We start from the raw sequence: 17,229 nt of genomic DNA, 5'->3' as shown, positions 1-17,229 counted from the left end.
GAACCCCACGCCGATCGAATGCGTCGAACAACCTCTTCTCATCCGCACCGACCCTGCTGGCAAGCACCGCGATCTCACAGCCACCCGCGCGCTCTGGCGTCGCAGACACGTGACCTCCGTAATAGGACCACCAACCAACCCCGGACGGCACAACCCACCCGCCACATAGAAAACGAAACTACGACCACCCCCACACCCCCAACATCCGCAACAAGCTCATCCACAACGACACACCCCGCTGACCCCCCACCCCACGATTACAACCCCTGATTACCCGGTGTTCCTTCCGGCCGTGTCACGCTGATCCGGATTCCGGTGTCTGCCGGAACAGTTCACGGACGCCGGAGCAGAGGGGGAAATCGTGGGACACACGCCGGAGAGGATCCCGGTACTCGCGCTGTGGAGCGCGCCGCGCTGCCGGTCCACCGCGTTCGCGCGGATGATGGCCGAGCGCGACGACCATGTCGTGGTGCACGAACCGCTGTCCCTGGTCGTCGACTTCGGTGAGGCGAAGGTCCATGACCGGGTCGCGCACAATGAGCGGGACGTGCTCACGGCACTGCGCGAGATCGCCGTGGAAAAGCCGGTGTTCTTCAAGGACACGACGGATTTCCACTATCCGGTGCTCCTCGCCGACGAGGAATTCCTCGCGGCCGCGACCCACACGTTCATCATTCGGCATCCGGCCGAGGCCATCGCCTCGCACCACAAGCTGAACCAGGACCTCGGGCGCGACGAGATCGGCTTCGAGCGGCTGTACGAGATCTTCACCGCGGTGCAGGCCGCCACCGGAAACACGCCGGTCGTGATCGACTCCGACGACCTGCTCGACCGCCCGGCCGAGACCGTGCGCGCGTACTGCGAGGCCGTGGGCATCCCCTTCGCACCGGAGGCGCTCAGCTGGCAGCCGGGCATGCGCTCGGAGTGGCAGTCGACCAGCAAGTGGCACCAGTCGACCAGCCGGACCGCCGGCTTCGCGCGCAGCTCGGGCGCGACGGTCGAGGCCGTCGCGGCGGACCCGTCGCTGAGCGCCTATCTCGACTATCACATGCCGTACTACGAGAAGCTGCGCGCTGCCGCGCTTCGACCGTGAGCGTCCCGGCAGAAATGATCAGGATAATTGTCCGGCGAGTGCACAGAGCGGTATTTCAGGCATCCAAGGTCATCGGGGCGCGGGCGGAAAGAGTGACCGAAGGTCCGGTCCTCGGGCAGCCTGGACTGTTGAGACTCGAGAAGGTTTTCAGTGAACTTGACGGAAACTCCGGTGCCTTCCACCGGAAGTACACTGCACATAAAAAAAGTGTTCAGTGACGCGTGTGACGTGATGGAGGCTTCGGCGCCCCGCGGGAGAAGTGGACCGTGCGAGACGGTCGACATCTCCGACCACCGCAACAACACGGCCATTTCCCCGGCGACGAACACCAAGGTGGGTGACTTCAATGTGTGGCGGAACTCCTTCGCCGCCGAATACCTGCCCCAGGGTGGAAGCCTCGTCCACGTGGACGGCGTCCCCTTCCGGTTCCCCCCTGTCTGCGAAGGGCCGGACAACGTCCGCTGCGAGGGACAGTTCATCCGCGTCCCGGAGGGCCGCTACGACTGGATCCACGTGCTGGCCGCGTCCGAGCGGCGCAGCGAGGACACCGTCCAGCTGAACTTCGCCGACGGCTCGGTCGACCCGGAGGCGCTCCGCGTCTCCGACTTCTGGGCGGCGCCCGCGTGGTTCGGCGAGGTCAAGGCCTTCGAGAGCCTCGTTATGCACTACCCGCACCACGTGCAGCGCGGCATCCCCGCGGTCATGTGGGCGCAGCGGATCCCGGTCACCCGGCGCGCCGGCCTCACCGGCATCCTGCTGCCCCGCAACGTCGCGGTGCACGTCTTCGCCCTCACCCTGCAGCGGACGGAGTCCTGACATGGCCGACGAGGCGAAAGCACGTACGTACATGATCACCGGCCCTGAGCCCGAGCTCTGGTACCGCGACCTCATCAGCTGCCTGCAGGCCACGTTCGGCTCGCAGCTGGCTCGTGAGGGCGCCGACCCGCTGGCCGTGCTCGGCGCGGGTTGGCAGTTCCTGCACCTGCCGGGCGACGTCAGGCCGGAAGAGTTCTACTACCCTTGCGCCGACGGCGAGTTGGGCAAGGCGCTCGCTCCTCACCACGACCTGAGTGCCCGCTGGTGGCAGCCCGCCGACGAGGACGACGTCTGGCGCGAGGTGCGCGAGCACCTGGCCGACGACCGGCTCGTCATCGCCGCCGTGGACAACTTCCACCTGCCGTTCAGGCCCGCGTACGGGGATGTGCACGCCGCCCACCTCGTGGTGATCTACGGTCTGGACGAGACGCGCGGCGTGGTCCACGTCTCGGACGCGATGCCGCCCGCCTTCCGTGGCGCCGTGCCCATCGAGGAGTTCCTGCGCAGCTGGGGCTCGGCCAATCCGACCGACGTGCAGGACGCCTTCTTCAGCGACTCGAAGATCGGCCGCCGCTGCCTCGACGTCCGTCTCGGCACGCAGCCGGCCCCCCTGACGCCGGAGCTGCTCGGCGGCTACCTGCGCACCAACATCGAGGGCTTCACCACGGAGACCTCCGCCCGTACCGGGCTCGCCGGGTACGACGCGTTCGTCGCCGACCTGATCGAGCGATGCCAGACAGGGGACGCGGGCGCGCTGCGCGAGCTGTACCCGTTCGGCTGGGCCATGCAGGCACAGGCCTCGCTGCATGGCGAACTGCTGCGCCGCTGCGGCCGCGACTGGGACGACCCGGTGCTCGCCGCGACGGGCCGCGCGGTTGAGTCCGTCGCCCACGCGTGGACCGGACTGCGGTTCACCGGGGCGCACGGCCACGGCGACCCGCGTGCGGCCGCGCCCGACATCGCCCACCACGCCACGCTGCTGCGCGCCGCCTACGTGCGCGCGGTCGACGCCGTCATCGCGGCGGCGGCGCGGCTGTGAACGTACCTAAACCGACCTCCGCGACGGAGCGGACTGGAGAGTGATGAGCAAGCTGGCAGCGTTCGGCGGTGCGGCGGCCGTACCGAGGGACCGGCGTCACGTGCAGTGGCCGCTGATCGACGACGAGGACCGCAAGGCCGTCCTCGACGCGCTCGACGGCCCGCGCCTGGTGTCCGACACCGACGGCGTGAACGCCGTGTCCCAACTCGAGGAGTACTGGGCCCGCCGCTTCGGCCACGAGAACTGCGTCGCGGTGTCCAACGGCACCGCGGCCCTGGCCCTGGCCCTCGCCGCACTCGGCATCGGCCCCGGCGACGAGGTGATCGTGCCCGCGTTCAGCTTCATCGCCACCGGGCTCGCCCCCGTGCACCAGATGGCGGTACCGGTCTTCGCGGACATCGACCCGGTTACCTTCAACATCGACCCGGACGACGTCGAGCGCCGGATCACGCCCCGGACCAAGGCGATCATCCCCGTGCACCTGCACGGCGCGCCCGCCGACATGGACCGGCTCACCGCGATCGCCCGCAAGTACGACCTCGCGATCGTCGAGGACGCCGCCCAGGCTCCCGGCGCGACGCACCGCGGACGACCGGTCGGCGCGATCGGTGACGCGGGTACCTTCAGCCTCCAGGTCAGCAAGAACATCCCGACCTGCGGCGAGGGCGGCCTGCTGGTCACCCAGGACGCCGAGCTGGCCGCGAAGATGCGCCGCGGACGGCAGTTCGGCGAGGACATCGAGGCCGGCCGGGACCGCGACTACGTCTCGTACGGCCTGGGCTGGAACTACAAGATGAACGCCCTCCAGGCCGCGTTCACCATCTCGCAGCTCGACCGGTTCGACGCCTACGAGCGGGCCCGGCAGGAGAACGTCACCGGCTTCCTCGCGCGCCTCGCCGAGCTGCCGGGCCTGACGGTGCCGACCGCGCTGCCGGACACCACGCACGCCTGGCACATCCTGCGCTTCCGCTTCGACCCCGCCGCCTTCGGCCTCGACGGTGTGCGGCCCGAGGCGCTGCGCTCGGCGCTGCGGCGGCTGCTGCGCGCCGAGGGCGTGCCGGTGTCGCAGTACCAGCTGATGCCGCTGCCCGACCAGAAGGTCTTCACAGACCGCGTCGGCTTCGGCTCCGGCTACCCGTGGTCCGTGACCGGCGCGTCCGGCACGAACGCGGGCGAGGGCTACCCGGTGACCCGGGAGGTCATCGCCGACTCGCTCACGATCCAGAAGCGTCACCTGCACCCGGGCGCCGGCGAGCTGCTCGGTCTGTACGCGGACGCCTTCGAGAAGGTGTGGGCGAACAGGGACATGGTGGCCACGCTCGCGAAGGCGGCTTCATGACCGTCACCCAGGTCCTGGAGCGGGAAACCCTGGACACGGTCGCCGCGCGCATCCGGTCCCACGTCGTCGACATGTGCGCGGGGCCGGAGGGCGGCCACCTCGGCGGCGCGTTCTCCAGCGCCGACATCCTCGCCGCCCTGTACTTCTCGGTGCTGAACGTGGACCCGCAGCGGCCGGACGACCCGGATCGCGACCGCTTCCTGCTCAGCAAGGGCCACGCCGCCATCGGTCTCTACGCGACGCTGGCCGAACGGGGCTTCTTCCCGGTCGAGGAACTCGCCGGATACGGGCGTCCCGGCTCCAGGCTGATGGGCCACCCGGTTCGGGCCGTGCCCGGTGTCGAGCTGCCGACCGGTTCGCTCGGCCACGGACTCTCGCTGGGCTGCGGGTTCGCGCTGGCCGCCCGGTACGCCGGCCGTGACTCCCGTACGTTCGTGCTGCTCGGTGACGGCGAGCTCCAGGAGGGCTCGGTGTGGGAGGCGGCCATCGCGGCCGCATCCCTGCGGCTCGACAGGCTGGTGGTGGTGGTGGACCGCAACGGCCTTCAGCTGACCGGCGCCACCGAGGGCATCGCGCCGATGGAGCCGCTGGCCGACCGCTGGCGGAGCTTCGGCTGGGCGGTCCGCGACGTGGACGGCCACGCCCCGGGCCGACTGGCGGACCACCTCAATGCCGCCCCGTGGGAACCGGGCAAACCGAGCGTGCTGATCGCCCGTACGGTCAAGGGGCAGGGCCTTCCATTCCTCGCCGGCCGCAGTGCCAGCCATTACGTGACCCTGTCGCCGCGCAACCACGCCCGGGCGGCCCGCGCACTGCAGACGACGGAGGCCACCGGATGAGCCGCGCGACCCGAGAAGCGTACCGGGACAGTCTGCTTCCTCTGCTGAAGCGACATCCCGAGCTGATGTGCCTGGACTCCGACACCGGTCTGTTCAACGCCGAGTACGCCGCGGCGGCGGGTGACCAGTACCTCAACCTCGGCATCGCCGAGCACAACCTGATGGGCACGGCCGCCGGCATGGCCGCGTGCGGGCGGATCCCGTTCGTCAACACGATGGCCGCCTTCGCCACGTCCAGGGCGCTGGAAGCGATCAAGATCGACATCGCCTACAACAAGCTGCCCGTCCGCATCATGGCCACGCACGGCGGTCTGTCCGCGGGCCATCTCGGTCCGACGCACCAAGCCCTGGAAGACCTCGCCGTGATGCGGGTACTGCCCGGCATGACCGTCGTGGTGCCCGCCGACGCCGCCGCCACGGAGGCGTTCGTCGAGCAGAGCCTGAACCTCGACGGACCGCTCTACGTCCGGCTCGGCCGCAAGGCGACCCCGGCACTGCCGGCGGCCTCGCCGCCGGTCATCGGGCAGGCCCAGACCCTTCGGCAGGGCGGCGACGTGGTGCTCGCCAGCTGCGGCCCCTACCCGGTGCTCGCCTGCCTCGCGGCAGCGGAGGTCCTCGCCGGGCAGGGCATCGAGGCGACCGTGCTGAACATGCACACCCTGCGGCCGTTCGACGCGGAGACGCTGGTGGCCGCGGCCCGGCCCGCCTCGCTCGTGGTGACGCTGGAAGAGCACTGGCGCGGCGGCGGCCTCGGCGGCGCCGTGGCCGAGACGCTGTCGGAGCGGGCGCCCACACGGGTGCTGCGGCTCGGCATGCCGGACAAGTTCGTCGACGAGGTGGGCAACCAGGAACACCTCGTCGCACATTACGACCTCACCGCGGAGCGAGTCGTCAGGACGGTCCGTACGGCCCTCGACACGGCGGCCCGCTCCGGGAGGAACGATCGAAAGGAATGCATCGCATGACCATGACCGTGACCACGCCCGCGACCATCGGGCAGGCCTGCCCGGAGTGCGAGGAGCAGGTACAGATCAGCGAGTCGGTACGGCTCAACGAGATCCTGGAGTGCGCCGGCTGCCGCAGCGAGCTGGAGATCGTGGCGCTGAACCCCACGGTGCTCGCCCTCGCGCCCGAGGTCGAAGAGGACTGGGGCGAGTAAGTCCGAGGCGATCAAGGCCTCTTCCGCGTCCGAGCCCTTCAGTCGAGAAGGGCTCGCCACTCCGGAGCGCGACGACTCACCAGGACCCGGTCCTCCATCGGCAGGCTTGCAGAGCCGGCCCATGGGGACCGGGTCCGCTGCTGCGGAGCCGCAGTCGGTACCGACCGGCGGCGTCACCTTCGTCGACCTGATCATCCGAGGGGAAGTTCCCGTGGGCACCAATGAGTACGACACGAGTGATCTGCACCTGTGGGTGCTCCCGATTCCGGGCGACGTCTCGGAGTCCTCGCTCGATCTGTCCGTTCTGGACGAGGAGGAGCGCCGTCGCATGGCGGCACTCGTCCACCGCCGTGATCGTAGGCTCTACGGCTTCGCCCACATGGCGCTTCGTGCGGTCCTGTCCCGTGCGACGGGTGTGGCACCCGAGGCGCTTCGCTTCACCCGCGCCCCCTGCCCGTGCTGCACGGAGCCGCACGGCCGGCCCGTTCTGGCGTCCGGCTCCACGGAGTTCTCCCTCTCCCACAGCCGGGACCTGGTGCTGATCGGCGTCGCACCCGTTCCGATCGGCGTCGACGCGGAGCCCGTACCGGCGGCCGAGGTCGCCGAGCAGCTCGCGGAACTGCTGCATCCGTCGGAATGCGAGGAGGTCGAGGCTGCCGCCCCGGAGGACCGGCCGGCGGTCTTCGCCCGCCTGTGGGTCCGCAAGGAGGCCTACCTCAAGGGCCTGGGCACCGGCCTGGGCCGCGACCTCGCGGCCGACGACGTACGCGGCGACCTCCCGGGTTGGCACCTCACCGACCTTCCGGTGGCAACCACTCACGCCGGTGCCGTCGCTGTGAATTCCCCGGCCCCCCGCACGGTCCGCATCCACCGCGCCCTTCCGGCGTAGGTCGCCCGAGGCCCGCGCACTCTCCCCGACCCGGCGACTCTGTCTATGCTCACGCCCATGGCACTCGATTGGGAACAAATCACCGTCGACGCGTCCGACCCCCTCGCCCTCGGGCACTGGTGGGCCGAGGCGCTCGGCTGGGTCGTGGTCGACGAGACCGAGGAGATCATCGAGATCCGGCCCGAGCCGGACCGGATGCCGGGGCTGCTCTTCGTCCCCGTCCCCGAGGGCAAGGCCGTGAAGAACCGGCTCCACCCCGACTTCCGCCCCGACGACCAGGAGGCCGAGGTCGCCCGGCTGCTCTCCCTCGGTGCTCGGCGCGCCGATCCCGTGCAGGACGGGCAGCACTGGGTGACCCTCTTCGACCCGGAGGGCAACGAATTCTGTGTCCTGTCCGCGCCGAACAGCTGAGCGGGGCAGGGCAGCCGCTCGGGCGTCGAGGCCGGGGTGCGCCACGACGGAGGCCCCGACCGTGCGTCGGGGTCTCCTCAGCCCTTGGCGAGCAGGCCGCGGCCGCGCAGCACCCTGCGTTCCAGCGGACTGAAGACCAGCAGGTCGATGGCGATGCCGACGACCAGGATGAGGATGATCGCCAGGAAGACGCCGGGCATGTCGGCGTTGTTGCGGCCGTTCTCCAGCAACTGGCCCAGGCCCAGGCCGAGATCGGGCGATGAGGCGATGAGCTCGGCGGCCATCAAGGAGCGCCAGGAGAAGGCCCAGCCCTGCTTGAGGCCCGCGACGTAGCCGGGGAGCGCGGCCGGCAGGGTGATGTGCGCGGCCTCCCGCAGCCCGGTCGCGCCCAGGGTGCGGCCCGCCCGCAGGAACAGCGGCGGCACCTGGTCGATGCCGGAGACCAGGCCGTTGGCGATCGAGGGCACGGCGCCGAGCAGGATCACGGCGTACATCATCGAGTCGTCCAGGCCGAGCCAGAGGACCGCCGGGGGGACCCAGGCGACCGAGGGCAGGGACTGGAGGCCGGCGAGGACAGGGCCGATGGCGGCGCGGACGACCTTCACCCGGGCGACGAGCAGGCCGAGGGGCGTGCCGACGGCCAGGGCGAGCAGGAAGCCGAGCAGCCCGCGCGAGACGCTGGTCCACACGATGTCGAGCAGGGTGCCCTGGAGCCAAAGGTCGGTGAGGCTGGTCCACACCGACGACGGCGAGGGCAGCTTGGCCGGGTCGGCGGCCCCGGCCCACACGAGGCCCTGCCAGAGGGCCAGGACCAGGAGCACGGCGGTCAGCGGCGGCAGGGCCTTCCTGACGAGCAGCCGGCGCACCGGGGTGCGGTGGGTCCGTACGGAGTCCAGGGCGTCCAGGCCCGCTTCGAGGCTGCCGGGGTCGTGAGCGGCGGCCGCGGTGCCGGCCGTGGTGTCAGTGCCGGCCATGGCGGCGGATCTCCCCACGCAGTTGTTCGGTGATCTCTACGGAGAGCTGGGCGACGTCCGAGTCCTCGATGCGGCGCGGGTGCGGGATGTCCACGGTCCACTCGCGGGCCACCCGGCCCGGGCGGGAGGAGAGGAGCACGACGCGCTGGGCGAGCCGGACGGCCTCGCGGACGTTGTGCGTGACGAAGAGGACGGACAGGTTCGTCTCGCGCCAGATCCGGGTCAGCTCGTCGTGCAGGACGTCCCGGGTGATGGCGTCGAGGGCGGCGAACGGCTCGTCCATCAGCAGCAGCCGGGAGTCCTGGGCGAGGGCGCGGGCCATCGCGACGCGCTGGCGCATGCCGCCGGACAGCTCGTGCACCCGCTTGCCGTACGCCCCGTTCAGGCGGACCAGTTCGAGCAGTTCCTCGGCGCGGGTGCGCCGGTCGGCCTTGGCCACGCCGCGCAGCCGCAGGGCCAGCTCGATGTTCTTGCCCGCGGTCAGCCACGGGAACAGCGCGTGCTCCTGGAACATCAGCGCGGGCCGGCCGCCCGGCGTCTCGATGGTGCCGGCGGTGGGCCGGTCCAGGCCCGCCACCAGGTTGAGCAGCGTCGACTTGCCGCACCCGGAGGCCCCCAGGAGCGTGACGAACTCGCCCGGCGCGACATCGAGCGTGATGTCGTCCAGTACGAGCTGGGGCCCGGCGGGCCCGGCGAAGGACTTCGAGACGTGCCCGATCCGGGCGGCGTACCCGTACTCGTCGGCCGTGGCGTCCGCGGCCTCGGCAACGGCAGTGGGCATGGCAACGGCGGTGGCCATGGTCGTCACCTCCTGGGGACCTGGTCCGGGGAGCCTGTGGACTCGGCGTGCGGTGCGGCTACTTGACGCCGAGACCGGCGTCGGCGACCTCGGGCTTGCCCAGGGCCTTGAGGACCTTGTTGAGCGGGGCGAGGTCGTAGATGCCGTTCAGGTCGGGCTTCTTGAGCAGGTTGGCCTTGACCGCGTGGTCGGCCTGCGCCTGGAGGGTGGCGGCCAGCGGGTCGTCGGTCGTCTCGATGGACTTCCAGGCCGGGTCGATGATGTTCGCGGGCAGTTCCTTGCCCGAGAGCGCCTTCAGGGCGGCGTTCGCGGAGGTCTTCGCCTTGTCGGAGTTGGCCTTGATCCACTCGTTGGTCTTCACCGAGCCGCGCAGGACCGCCTCGACGACGTCCGGGTGTTCCTTGAGGAACTTCTGCGACACGATGATGTTGGTGATCACGAACTTCTTGTCCGGCCACAGGTCGGACTCGTCCAGGAGCACCTTCGCGCCCTCCGAGACCAGCTTGGACGCGGTCGGCTCCGGCACCCAGGCGCCGTCGATCGAGCCGGACTTGTAGGCGTCCGGGGTGATCTTGTTGTCGGTGCGGACGACGTTGACGTCGCCCTTGCCGCTCTGCGCGTCGACCTTCCAGCCCTTCTCGTTGATCCAGTTGAGGAAGGCCACGTCCTGGGTGTTGCCGAGCTGCGGGGTCGCGATGTTCTTGCCCTTGAGATCGTCCACGGACTTGACCTTGTCCGGGTTGACGACCAGCTTCACGCCGCCGGAGGCCGAACCCCCGACGATGCGCAGGCTCTTGCCGCTCGACTTGGTGAAGCCGTTGATCGAGGGCGAGGGGCCGATCCAGCCGATGTCGATCGAGCCCGCGTTGAGCGCCTCGATCTCGGAGGGCCCCGCGTTGAAGGTGGCGGTCTGCACCTTGGTGCCGCCCAACTCCTTCTGGAACAGGCCCTCCTGGACGCCGACCAGCGGGGTGGCGTGCGTCAGGTTCGGGAAGTAGCCGATCTTCACGGTGTCGGCGGAGAGCTTCTTGGCGCCGTCGGCGGCCGGCGCGGCGTCCTTCTTGGCGTCCGAGCCGTAACCGCAGGCGGCGAGCGCGCCCAGCAGCAGGGGCAGGACGGCGGCAGCGGCCACGGTGCGACGCGGGGCGGTGTGGGGGATACGGCTGGGGCGCCTGGCAGGCATGGGAGGTGTCCTCTCGGAGACCGGGTAGTGCGGATGGTGCAGATAGCGCGGATGATGCCGGCGGGCGGGTAGGCGGGGCGGGCGAGCGGTGCGCGTACGTCATCACGCCTGCCGCCCCGCCCGCCCCGCCCGACGTCCGTCAGAAGTCCCACCCCTCCCCGTCCACCGCGACCGGGCTCTGGGCGGCGGCGAAGGAGTCGCCCGCCATGCCGGCCGCGAGCGTGGTGCCGTCCACGGGATCGATCAGGAGGAAGGAGCCGGTGCGGCGCGAGTCGGCGTAGGAGTCGAGCGCGAGCGGCTCGGCGGTGCGCACCTTGATCCGGCCGATGTCGTTGGCGACCAGCTGCCCCGGGTCCGGGTGCTGGGAAAGGTCGTTCAGGGTGAGCCGGGACGGGATCTCCTTGACGATCGCCTTGACGGTACGGGTGGTGTGCTTGAGCAGCACCCGCTGACCGGTCGTCAGGGGCCGGTCGGCGACGTGGCAGACGGTCGCCTCGACATCCTGGGTGGTGGCGGGCGCGTCGCCGGTCGGCACGATCAGGTCGCCGCGCGAGACGTCGATGTCGTCCTCCAGGAGGAGGGTGACCGACTGCGGCGTCCAGGCGGCGTCCACGGCATCGCCGAGCACCTCGATCCCGGAGACCTTGGAGGTGTGGCCCGAGGGCAGCACGGTCACCGCGTCGCCGACGCGGAAGGTGCCGGCCGCGACCTGACCTGCGTAGCCGCGATAGTCGCGGTGCTCGGCGGTCTGCGGACGGATCACGTACTGCACGGGCAGCCGGCCCTGGCAGGCGGCCGGGTCCTGGCTGACCGGGACGGTCTCCAGGTGCTCCAGGACGGTCGGGCCGCTGTACCAGTCCATGTGGGCGGACGGCTCGACGACGTTGTCGCCGGCCAGCGCCGAGATGGGGATCGCGGTGATCTCGGGCACGCCCAGCTCAGTCGCGTACGCCGTGAACTCCTCGGCGATCGAGGCGAAGACCGCCTCCTCGTACCCCATCAGGTCCATCTTGTTGACGGCCAGCACCACGTGCGGAACACGCAGCAGGGCGGCCACCGCCGCGTGCCTGCGGGTCTGCTCGATGACGCCGTTGCGGGCGTCGACCAGGACCACGGCGAGGTCGGCGGTGGAGGCCCCGGTGACCATGTTCCGGGTGTACTGCACGTGCCCGGGGGTGTCGGCCAGGATGAACCGGCGCCGGGCGGTGGCGAAGTAGCGGTAGGCCACGTCGATGGTGATGCCCTGCTCGCGCTCGGCCCGCAGGCCGTCGGTGAGCAGCGCCAGGTCGGGCGCCTCCTGGCCCCGCCTGCGCGAGACTTCCTCGATGGCCGCCGCCTGGTCGGCGAGGACGGACTTGGTGTCGTACAGCAGCCGTCCGACCAGGGTGGACTTTCCGTCGTCGACCGAGCCGCAGGTGGCCAGCCGCAGCAGGCCACCCGCAAGCCGGTCGGACGCGGCGCTCTGAACTGCCTCTTCCGAGATGCCCGTTGACATGTCTAGAAGTACCCTTCTCGCTTGCGGTCCTCCATGGCGGCCTCGGACAGCCGGTCGTCGGCCCTGCTCGCGCCGCGCTCGGTCACCCGGCTCGCCGAGATCTCCGCGATCACGGCGCCCACCGTCGTGGCCGACGACTCGATCGCGCCGGTGCAGGACATGTCACCGACCGTCCGGTATCGGATCCGGCGCTCGCACAGGGACTCGCCGTCCCGGGGGCCGCCCCAGTCGCCGGGCGCCAGCCACATGCCGTCGCGCTGGAACACCTGGCGCCGGTGGGCGAAGTAGATCTCCGGGAGGTCGATGCCCTCCTGCTCGATGTACTGCCAGACGTCCAACTCGGTCCAGTTGGACAGCGGGAAGACCCGTACGTGCTCGCCGGGCTGGTGGTGACCGTTGTAGAGCTGCCACAGCTCGGGCCGCTGCCGGCGCGGGTCCCAGCCGCCGAACTCGTCCCGCAGGCTGAACACGCGCTCCTTGGCGCGCGCCTTCTCCTCGTCCCGCCTGCCGCCGCCGAACACCGCGCCGAAGCGGCCCGCACGGACCGCGTCGAGCAGGGGAACGGTCTGCAGGGGATTGCGGGTGCCGTCGGGGCGCTCGCGGAGCCTTCCGTCGTCGATGTACGACTGGACGGATGCCACGTCGAGGTGGAGGCCGTGCTTCTCGACGACGCCATCGCGGTAGGCGATCACCTCGGGGAAGTTGTGGCCGGTGTCCACGTGGAGCAGCGAGAACGGCAGGGGTGCCGGGGCGAAGGCCTTGAGCGCCACGTGCAGCATGACGATCGAGTCCTTGCCGCCGGAGAACAGCAGCGTGGACCGGTCGAACTCGCCCGCCACCTCGCGGAAGATGTGGGCCGCCTCGGCTTCGAGCGCTTCGAGGTGGGTCAGCGGGGGCGGCGTGGGAGAGTGCCGAGGGCCGGTGAGCTGGGCCGGGGCGACGGTCATGACAGACCCCGCTCGGTGAGTACCGCGTACACCTGCTGGACCGACTCCTCGACGGTCTGGTCCTGCGTGTGGAGACGGAGCTGCGGGGCGACCGGCACCTCGTAGGGGTCATCCGTGCCGGTGAGGCCGCTGATCTCGCCGGCGGCCTGCTTGGCGTAGAGGCTCTTCACGTCCCGGTCCGCGCAGATCTCCACCGGAGTCGCCACGTGCACCTCGAGGTAGGGGACGCCCTGTGCGGCGTGCTGGTCGCGCACGGCCTCCCGCGACGTCGCGTACGGAGCGATGACCGGCACCAGCACGGTGACACCGTGAGAGGCGAGCAGCCTGGCGACGTACCCAATCCGGCGTACGTTGGTGTCCCGGTCCTCCTTCGAGAAGCCGAGGTCCTTCGAGAGCGCCGCACGGACCTCGTCTCCGTCGAGCACCTGTACGCGGTGCCCCTCGGCCCGCAGCCGCTCGGCGAGGCCCTTCGCGATCGTGGTCTTGCCCGCGCTCGGCAGTCCGGTCAGCCAGACCGTTCCGCCCTGCCACACGGCAGGTTTGCCATTCGGTTCGGTCATGCGCGGATCTCCATTTCGCGAGAGCTGTGGACCGGCTCCTCGGCAGGGGCGATGCGCACCGTGGTGCCGGCGCCGGCGAGTGCCTGGCTGACGGGGGCGGGGCCGCGTCCGTCCGCGATGCGCACGGTGCCGACTCCGCCGGTGAGTGCTTCACGTGCGGCGATGAGCTTGAGCGCCATGCCGCCGGTGGCGGAGGGGTCGGGCGGGCCGGCCGGGGCTATGCAGTAGGTGCTCTGCAGGCTGGTGGGGTCGTCGACGTCGGCGAGCACGCCGGGTGCTCCGGTGAGCAGCAGCAGCTGGTCGGCGCAGAGGGCGACGGCGAGCGCCGCCGCGACGCGGTCGGCGTCGACGTTGACCGGGCGGTCGTGCTCGTCGATGGCGGGCGGCGAGATCACCGGGACGTGGCCGAGGCGCAGCAGCGCCTCGGGCAGCTCGGTGCGGACCGTGGTGAGCCGGCCGCTGTGGTTGTCGCGGACCAGCACGGTACGGCCATCGACGACGGCGCGGATGGCGGACTTGCGGCGCGCGCGGAGCATGCCGCCGTCCATGCCGGTGAGTCCGACCGCGGGCACGTCGTGGCGGGCGAGTTCGGTGACCAGCTTGGGCTTGACCGATCCGGCCAGCGCGAGGACGACCACTTCGAGCGTGGCCGGGTCGGTGTAGCGCGTGGAGACGTTGTCCGGGGCTACCAGGGTGCGCTGCGGCACGCCCAGTTCCCCCGCGAGGCGCCTGATCTCTCCGGAACCTCCGTGGACCAGGACGATCGAGTGCCCTTCGTGGACGAGGCAGGCGATGTCGGCGCAGATGCCCGCGGCGTCGACGGCGGGATTGCCGCCGCATTTGACAACGGTGAGTGGTGCGGTGGTCACGGTCTCTCCGGTGGGCGAGGACTGAAGGGGACGCCCCCTAGAGGGGGTGGAGGCCAGGGAAGGTGAGTCCGAAGGTCTCGGGCCAGCCCATGCGGATGTTGAGACACTGGACGGCGTTGCCCGCACCGCCCTTGACGAGGTTGTCGAGGGCACCGATGGTCGTCAGGCGTCCGGTGTCCTCGTCGAGGGCGTAGCCGACGTCGCAGAAGTTGCTTCCCAGGAGGATCTTCGGGTCGGGGTAGCGGAAGATGCCGCGCTGGTGGGCGACGACGCGGACAAAGGGCTCCTCGGCGTACTGCTCGCGGTAGGCCCGCCGGATGGCGGCCTTGCCGACGCCGGGGCGCAGGGTCGGGTGACCGATGGACTGGACGCCGCGGACGGCCTCCACACCAGTGGCGGTCATCGACACATGCATTCCCAGGTGCTGGGAGATCTCGGCCTCGTGGCGGTGGCTGGTGGGGGCGAACACCCGCATCGCACCGCTGCGTTCGGCGTGCAGGTTCGCCGGGCCGGCGGTGGAGCCGGAGCCGCTCGATCCGGTGCGGGCGTCGAGCTGGACGCCCGCCTCCGTGTCGATCAGGTCGTGCGCGACGAGCGGGAGGAGGGCGAGGACGCCGGCCATGGCCATGCAGCCGGGCACACTGATCAGGTCCGCGCCGCGCAGGCGCTCGCGGTGCAGTTCGGGCAGGCCGGGCACGAAGGCGTTCAGCAGGTGCGGGGCCTGGTGCTCGGTGCCGTAGTAGCGCTCGAACACGTCCGCGTCGTCGAGGCGGAAGTCACCGGTCAGGTCGAAGACGAGCTTGGTCCGCTGGGACCAGTACTCGATCTGGGTCATCACGGCCCGGTGCGGCAGGGCCAGGAAGACCGCGTCGCACTCGTCGACCTCGTCGGCGGAGCAGAACAGCAGATCGGTCGAGGCCCGCAGATTCGGGTGCACTCCGTCGACCCGCTTGCCGGGGAAGCGCGAGGAGACCGCGCCCACCACCTCGACCTCGGGGTGACCGATCAGAAGCCGCAGCAGCTCCCCGCCGATATAGCCGGCCGCACCGACCACCACTACCCGCATCACGAATCCACCCCGATCACTACACGACCTCCGTGGCGGAAGCGCTCGACCGATCGGAGGGCGCGTTCCCACCACCACATGGAAAGGCAACCTACGAACCCGGCCGTGAAGCGCGCGTCCGCGACAGGCTCATCCGTCCACGGCCGTCCGGATTACGGGACGGCGGATCAGGTACGCGCGGCGATTACTCGGACGGAATGCGCGCTGTGCGGTTTCCCGGGCGGGCCGTAAAGGTCGGGACCGGCGGTCGGGGGCCCGTCAGTGCGGGTAAACGCGGTGCGCACCGGCGGCGGAGCGCCGTAACCGTCATGAGTCCCGGCGGATGAATTTGTCGCGGACGCGCCTGTCGCGGGAGTGGCCGTAGTTTCCCCTGTACGCGGCCCACGGCCTTTCGGCAGGAGCCCGCCCCATGACCCGCGGCGTATCCGGAGGACATCCGGCCGAGGCGGCGGCGTTCCCGATTCCCTTTTCCCTTTTCCTTTTCCGAGCCGCTCGCCGCATCGACCGTCTGAGTGAGGATCACGATGAGTCTTTCCGAAGTGTTCGACCCCGGCGTCCTCACGCTGCCTCTGTACGACGACGCCCACCGCGCACTCGCCGAGGAGATCGGGCAGTGGTGCGCGGACCGGGCCGGGGCGTGGGCGGCGCTGGACACCACCGATCCGGCCGCGGCCGGGCGGGAGCTGCTCACCGAGCTCGGCCGGTCGGGGTGGCTGCGCCACCTCGACCCCGACCGGCCGGACTCCGACATGAGGTCCCTGTGCCTGCGGCGCCAGGCCCTCGCGTACCACGAGGACCTGGCCGACTTCACGTACTCGATCCAGGAGCTCACCGCCGCCGCGATCGCCCGCCACGGCACCGAGGAGCAGCGTCGCCGCGAACTGCCGGGCCTGGCCGACGGGACCCGTGCGGGGGCGCTGGCCCTCTCCGAGCCCGGCGCGGGCTCCGACCTGAGTGCCGCGGTGCTGGAGGCGACCCCCGACGGGGACGGGTTCGTCCTCAACGGCACCAAGACCTGGATCGCGCAGGGCGACATCGCCGACGTGTGCGTCGTCCTCGCCCGCACGGGCGACGGCCCGGGACCGCTGGGCCTGACCACCTTCGTCGTCGACGGCAACGCCCCCGGTCTCAAGGCCGAACCGATCGGCGCGATCGCCCCGCGCTCCTGGGCGGAACTGACCTTCACCGACGTCCGCGTGGGCCCGGCGGCCGTGCTCGGCGAGCGCGGCCAGGGCATCGTGGTCGCGCTCGACATCCTCGAACGGGCCCGGGCGACCGTGGCCGGCGCCGCGCTCGGCTTCGGCCGGCGCGCCTTCCGGCTCGCCCGGGACCACGCCCGTACCCGCAAGGCTTACGGCGGCCGGCTCGCCGACCTCCAGCTCGTGAGGTCCTCGCTCGCGAACATGGACGTCAAGCTCTCGGCCGCCGCGCTGCTCACCGCCCGCGCCGCCTGGGCGGCGGACCTCGACCACGACCACGCCAAGCACTCCTCGACGGCGAAGCTCTACGCCACCGAGGCGGCGGGCGAGATCGTCGACGGTGCCGTCCAGATCTTCGGCGCCGCCGGGCTCGTCGCGGGCAGCCCGATGGAGCGGCTCTACCGCCAGATCCGTTCGCTGCGGATCTACGAAGGGGCCTCGGAAGTCATCGAGATGACGATCGCCGACGCCCTGTGAAGGACGGCCGGGACCGGCCGCCGCCGCACCAAAGACCTGCACCTCCACAGGAAGGACCTCACGTGGGACCCGTAC

Annotated in this window: 18 protein-coding genes; 10 read left to right on the top strand and 8 right to left on the bottom strand. The window is 70.9% G+C overall.

The window, feature by feature from the left end:
- Nucleotides 1–361: 361 nt before the first annotated feature.
- The 9 genes from ACIBK6_RS06560 (at nt 362) to ACIBK6_RS06520 (ending at nt 7,585) form a co-directional block, all read left to right on the top strand.
- Nucleotides 362–1,093 (top strand): sulfotransferase family protein, encoded by a 732-nt coding sequence (locus tag ACIBK6_RS06560; RefSeq protein ID WP_399049292.1) that lies wholly within the window; start codon nt 362–364, stop codon nt 1,091–1,093.
- Between the two features lie 207 nt (nt 1,094–1,300).
- A complete protein-coding gene (locus ACIBK6_RS06555) occupies nt 1,301–1,909 on the top strand; it encodes a hypothetical protein (protein WP_399049291.1) in 609 nt (202 codons plus the stop codon).
- A gap of 1 nt (nt 1,910) precedes the next feature.
- Nucleotides 1,911–2,948, top strand: a complete 1,038-nt coding sequence (locus tag ACIBK6_RS06550; RefSeq protein WP_399049289.1) for a BtrH N-terminal domain-containing protein — start codon at nt 1,911–1,913, stop codon at nt 2,946–2,948.
- A 43-nt stretch (nt 2,949–2,991) separates the two neighbouring features.
- Nucleotides 2,992–4,287, top strand: coding sequence for a DegT/DnrJ/EryC1/StrS family aminotransferase (locus ACIBK6_RS06545; RefSeq protein WP_399049287.1), 1,296 nt, complete (start codon nt 2,992–2,994; stop codon nt 4,285–4,287).
- Nucleotides 4,284–5,126, top strand: a complete 843-nt coding sequence (locus tag ACIBK6_RS06540; protein WP_399049286.1) for a transketolase — start codon at nt 4,284–4,286, stop codon at nt 5,124–5,126. The genes ACIBK6_RS06545 and ACIBK6_RS06540 overlap by 4 nt, the downstream gene beginning before the upstream one ends.
- Nucleotides 5,123–6,091: a transketolase family protein gene (locus ACIBK6_RS06535; protein WP_399049284.1), complete on the top strand. Its 969-nt coding sequence runs from the start codon at nt 5,123–5,125 to the stop codon at nt 6,089–6,091. Before ACIBK6_RS06540 ends, ACIBK6_RS06535 begins: the two co-directional genes overlap by 4 nt.
- Complete coding sequence (locus tag ACIBK6_RS06530; RefSeq protein WP_399049283.1) at nt 6,088–6,285, top strand: lysine biosynthesis protein LysW; 198 nt, start codon at nt 6,088–6,090, stop codon at nt 6,283–6,285. Before ACIBK6_RS06535 ends, ACIBK6_RS06530 begins: the two co-directional genes overlap by 4 nt.
- 121 nt (nt 6,286–6,406) lie before the next feature.
- Nucleotides 6,407–7,174: a 4'-phosphopantetheinyl transferase family protein gene (locus ACIBK6_RS06525; protein WP_399049282.1), complete on the top strand. Its 768-nt coding sequence runs from the start codon at nt 6,407–6,409 to the stop codon at nt 7,172–7,174.
- A 57-nt stretch (nt 7,175–7,231) separates the two neighbouring features.
- Nucleotides 7,232–7,585 carry a VOC family protein gene (locus tag ACIBK6_RS06520; RefSeq protein WP_399049280.1) on the top strand — a complete coding sequence of 118 codons (354 nt, stop codon included), beginning with the start codon at nt 7,232–7,234 and terminating at the stop codon, nt 7,583–7,585.
- A gap of 77 nt (nt 7,586–7,662) precedes the next feature.
- Here the strand turns inward: ACIBK6_RS06520 and ACIBK6_RS06515 are convergent, their stop codons facing one another.
- From ACIBK6_RS06515 to argC, 8 genes are all read right to left on the bottom strand, one after another.
- Nucleotides 7,663–8,559 carry an ABC transporter permease gene (locus tag ACIBK6_RS06515; protein WP_399049278.1) on the bottom strand — a complete coding sequence of 299 codons (897 nt, stop codon included), beginning with the start codon at nt 8,557–8,559 and terminating at the stop codon, nt 7,663–7,665.
- Nucleotides 8,546–9,340 (bottom strand): ABC transporter ATP-binding protein, encoded by a 795-nt coding sequence (locus tag ACIBK6_RS06510; RefSeq protein WP_399049324.1) that lies wholly within the window; start codon nt 9,338–9,340, stop codon nt 8,546–8,548. The genes ACIBK6_RS06515 and ACIBK6_RS06510 overlap by 14 nt, the downstream gene beginning before the upstream one ends.
- 76 nt (nt 9,341–9,416) lie before the next feature.
- Entirely contained in the window at nt 9,417–10,541 is a 1,125-nt protein-coding gene (locus ACIBK6_RS06505) for an aliphatic sulfonate ABC transporter substrate-binding protein (RefSeq protein ID WP_399049277.1), read from the bottom strand.
- A gap of 139 nt (nt 10,542–10,680) precedes the next feature.
- Entirely contained in the window at nt 10,681–12,036 is a 1,356-nt protein-coding gene (locus tag ACIBK6_RS06500) for a sulfate adenylyltransferase subunit 1 (protein WP_399049275.1), read from the bottom strand.
- A gap of 2 nt (nt 12,037–12,038) precedes the next feature.
- Nucleotides 12,039–12,983, bottom strand: a complete 945-nt coding sequence (gene cysD, locus ACIBK6_RS06495) for a sulfate adenylyltransferase subunit CysD (RefSeq protein WP_399049273.1) — start codon at nt 12,981–12,983, stop codon at nt 12,039–12,041.
- Nucleotides 12,980–13,543 (bottom strand): adenylyl-sulfate kinase, encoded by a 564-nt coding sequence (gene cysC / locus ACIBK6_RS06490; protein ID WP_399049271.1) that lies wholly within the window; start codon nt 13,541–13,543, stop codon nt 12,980–12,982. The genes cysD and cysC overlap by 4 nt, the downstream gene beginning before the upstream one ends.
- Nucleotides 13,540–14,412, bottom strand: a complete 873-nt coding sequence (locus tag ACIBK6_RS06485; protein ID WP_399049269.1) for a [LysW]-aminoadipate kinase — start codon at nt 14,410–14,412, stop codon at nt 13,540–13,542. The genes cysC and ACIBK6_RS06485 overlap by 4 nt, the downstream gene beginning before the upstream one ends.
- Before the next feature lie 37 nt (nt 14,413–14,449).
- Entirely contained in the window at nt 14,450–15,478 is a 1,029-nt protein-coding gene (gene argC, locus ACIBK6_RS06480; RefSeq protein ID WP_399049267.1) for an N-acetyl-gamma-glutamyl-phosphate reductase, read from the bottom strand.
- Between the two features lie 524 nt (nt 15,479–16,002).
- Here argC and ACIBK6_RS06475 point away from each other — a divergent pair.
- Nucleotides 16,003–17,154, top strand: a complete 1,152-nt coding sequence (locus ACIBK6_RS06475; protein ID WP_399049266.1) for an acyl-CoA dehydrogenase family protein — start codon at nt 16,003–16,005, stop codon at nt 17,152–17,154.
- Nucleotides 17,155–17,229 lie beyond the last annotated feature (75 nt).

The sequence above is a fragment of the Streptomyces sp. NPDC050485 genome, from assembly GCF_044458185.1.
Taxonomy (GTDB): Bacteria; Actinomycetota; Actinomycetes; order Streptomycetales; family Streptomycetaceae; genus Streptomyces.
Note: the sequence above shows the minus strand (reverse complement) of the source record. Positions and strands in the feature narration are given on the sequence as shown.